This window comes from Methanofastidiosum sp., from assembly GCA_013178285.1.
In the GTDB taxonomy this organism is placed as follows: domain Archaea; phylum Methanobacteriota_B; class Thermococci; order Methanofastidiosales; family Methanofastidiosaceae; genus Methanofastidiosum.
Genome location: JABLXD010000086.1, coordinates 1 through 2,860, shown reverse-complemented (window position 1 = coordinate 2,860; position 2,860 = coordinate 1). Strand labels below are relative to the sequence as shown.

Here is a 2,860-nt window from a genome sequence, read left to right as displayed (position 1 = left end):
GAGTGCCTCCAGCACTATGGCCATCTTCTCCTCCACTGTCCACTTCCCCGGTTTCGTACTTTCACCTCCTGAATAGAGTATAAACTCTACCTCTCGAAAGTGTCCACCTCCTCAGGGGGTCAGTATAATCTTTTACCGAAAATGTTCTTAAATTTTTAAGCAGCTGTCCTTATACCATCTTGAAATCATATTAAATAAACAGCTCATGTTATATTTTTGAAGTTTTTGGTTAATTTTATAGCTCTCCCTACCCGATGAATATTTTTTTTATATATGCCTAGCATGTTAAAAATATTTTTTTATTTATTGATTTTTAAATAAACTTTATAATGATATAATAAAATAGAATATATATATTAATGCTGTTAGTTAAAATTATTTTAAGGTGGGTCTACTGGCCATTATGCCGTTTTTATGCTCGCCTACTTGATGATCGCCCAGCTGATAATATATATAGATTTCTTTGCAGTGTACAGTTTTATTTTACACATAATTATTGGCCAAATCTCAAGAAACCCTCTTCCTTTGCAGAGAAACTTTTTTATAGGATGCTTCATAATCGGGATCCCTTATTAACTCTAATTTCTGATAAGCTTTTGGTCAGAGATTTCGTTGCTTCTAGGATTGACACTCAATATTTGATTCCATTACTCTGGTCTGGATCTCTCCCAAATAATATCCCTTATAGCTACTTGCCAAAAAAATTTGTAATAAAAACAAATCATGGCTGTGGATATGTCATTTTAGTTAAAGATAAAAATAGATTAGTGCGGGAAGAAGTTAATCGATTACTTTTATCATGGTTGCGGACAAATTTTTGTACAGATACGTATTTAGGTAGTGAATGGGCTTACAAACATATCACTCCTAGGATCATAGTCGAGCAATTCATAGGAGATTCAGATAAAGCTCCTGAGGATTATAAATTTTATTGTTTCCACGGCAAGGTGGAATTTCTAACCGTTCATTACGGCAGGTTTGCAGAGCACAAGACAAGATCATTTGATAGAAACTTTCAGCCATATGATTTTAAATATGATTTCGATCAATGGGAAGGATACTGTGAAAAGCCAATCAATTTTGTTGAGATGGTTAGAATTGCTGAGTTGCTTGCCGCAGATTTTGATTTTATGAGAGTTGATCTATACAATGTAAACGGAAAGATTTATTTTGGAGAATTAACACCCTATCCGGGTGGGGTGTCAACAAAATTCTTGCCCAGATATAGAGACTATTATCTTGGGAGTCTTTGGTAAACATTATTTATGATAAATATTTTATCTCTCATTAAAACAAGAGCCCACTTGTTTTCTAATATATTTCCCAACCCACTAAAAACTAAAGTTAATCTAAAATCAAAAAAGTATAGGAAATTAGAATCAAGCATCCCCCACTATATAATCCCTGATGTTCTACTAAGCGATTCTGGAGTTCGGATTGTCGATAAGCAAACCTGGCTTTTAACCCGACGCGCTGAAATTATTAATATGCTAATTGAATTAATGTATGGTAGGAGTCCATTCCATTCAATTGAGACTTTTTATCAAGTATGCCATGTTAACGATATTGCCCTGCAAGGAAATGCTATCAGAAAGGAAATAGATATTAAGCGCAGAGATAAGCCCGATGCATTTTTCAGGCTTATGCTTTATTATCCAAAACAAAAGTCTTCTGAACGAAAATTTCCTGTATTCTTGGGATTAAATTTTTACGGGAATCACACTATTAGTAAAGAAAAAGATATATCTATAACGAGAAGCTGGATTTCTGATACTTCAATTACCCTTGTGAGAAAACCAGAATTATTACGAGGTATCGATTCGTCAGCGTGGCCATTAAATTATTTAATAAAAAATGGATTTGCAGTCGCAACAGCCTATTATGAAGATATAGTCCCAGATAGAAAGGATGGCAAAGACCTAGCAATTCGTAAGTGGTTTACACAAGCCGAAATCAGAGAAATAAAATTAGAAACCTGGGGTGCGATTGATGCTTGGGCCTGGGCTATCATGAAAGCAATAGACTATATAAATCAAGATGAAGACTTAGACAACTCAAGAATAGTTGTTTTCGGCCATTCAAGATTAGGTAAAGTTGCTCTCTGGGCAGGGGCGCTCGATGACCGTGCCTCAATAGTTATATCTAATAATTCTGGTTGCTGCGGGGCTTCACTTTCAAAAAGACGATTCGGAGAAACGATAGAAATGATAAATAAGTCTCAACCTCATTGGTTTTGCGATGATTTTAAAAAGTTTAACAAAAATGAAAGGGAATTGCCTTTTGATCAACATTTTCTTATCGCAACAATAGCTCCTCGGCCTGTGTATATAGCCAGCGCACAACTTGATTTACATGCAGACCCATATGGAGAATTCCTTGCGGCTAAATTTGCCTCTCCTGTTTATAATTTATTTAACCTTATTGGGTTGCCAGCAGAAGACCTAGCCGAAGTCAACAAACCAATAATGGGAACAATTGGATATCATATGAGAAAGGGTCCGCATGGAATAGAGTTTTTTGATTGGCAGCAATTTATTAGATTTGCAGACATGCATTTTAAGAAGTGAAATTATTATAACTTAATAATTTTAAAATTTTAGCTACAGCAAGCTATGTATGCAATTCAGCCCCTTGTAACCTCACCATCTTAAACCTCGATTATCAACCTGACCCGGCTATTCTGAGCTGGTCCCCAAAAACTGGACAGCCTAGATAGGTGCACTTTGGCCTGCTATATCTCGGAAAGGAGGTATGGTAAGATGACAGGCATGAGGAAACAGTACGAAGCGGCCTTTAAGGCCAAGGTGGCCCTGCAAGCGCTGAAGGGGGAGAAGACGATCGCCCAGATCGCCTCGGAATC

Annotated in this window: 2 protein-coding genes; both read left to right on the top strand. The window is 36.5% G+C overall.

The genetic code is table 11. The features are described 5' to 3' along the window. Window positions 1-548 precede the first annotated feature (548 nt). Entirely contained in the window at window positions 549-1,256 is a 708-nt protein-coding gene (locus tag HPY60_11775; protein ID NPV51854.1) for a glycosyltransferase, read from the top strand. Window positions 1,257-1,304: 48 nt separating this feature from the next. Continuing rightward, on the top strand, window positions 1,305-2,567 hold the full coding sequence (locus HPY60_11770) for an acetylxylan esterase (GenBank protein ID NPV51853.1): 1,263 nt from the start codon (window positions 1,305-1,307) through the stop codon (window positions 2,565-2,567). The last annotated feature ends 293 nt before the right edge of the window (window positions 2,568-2,860 follow it).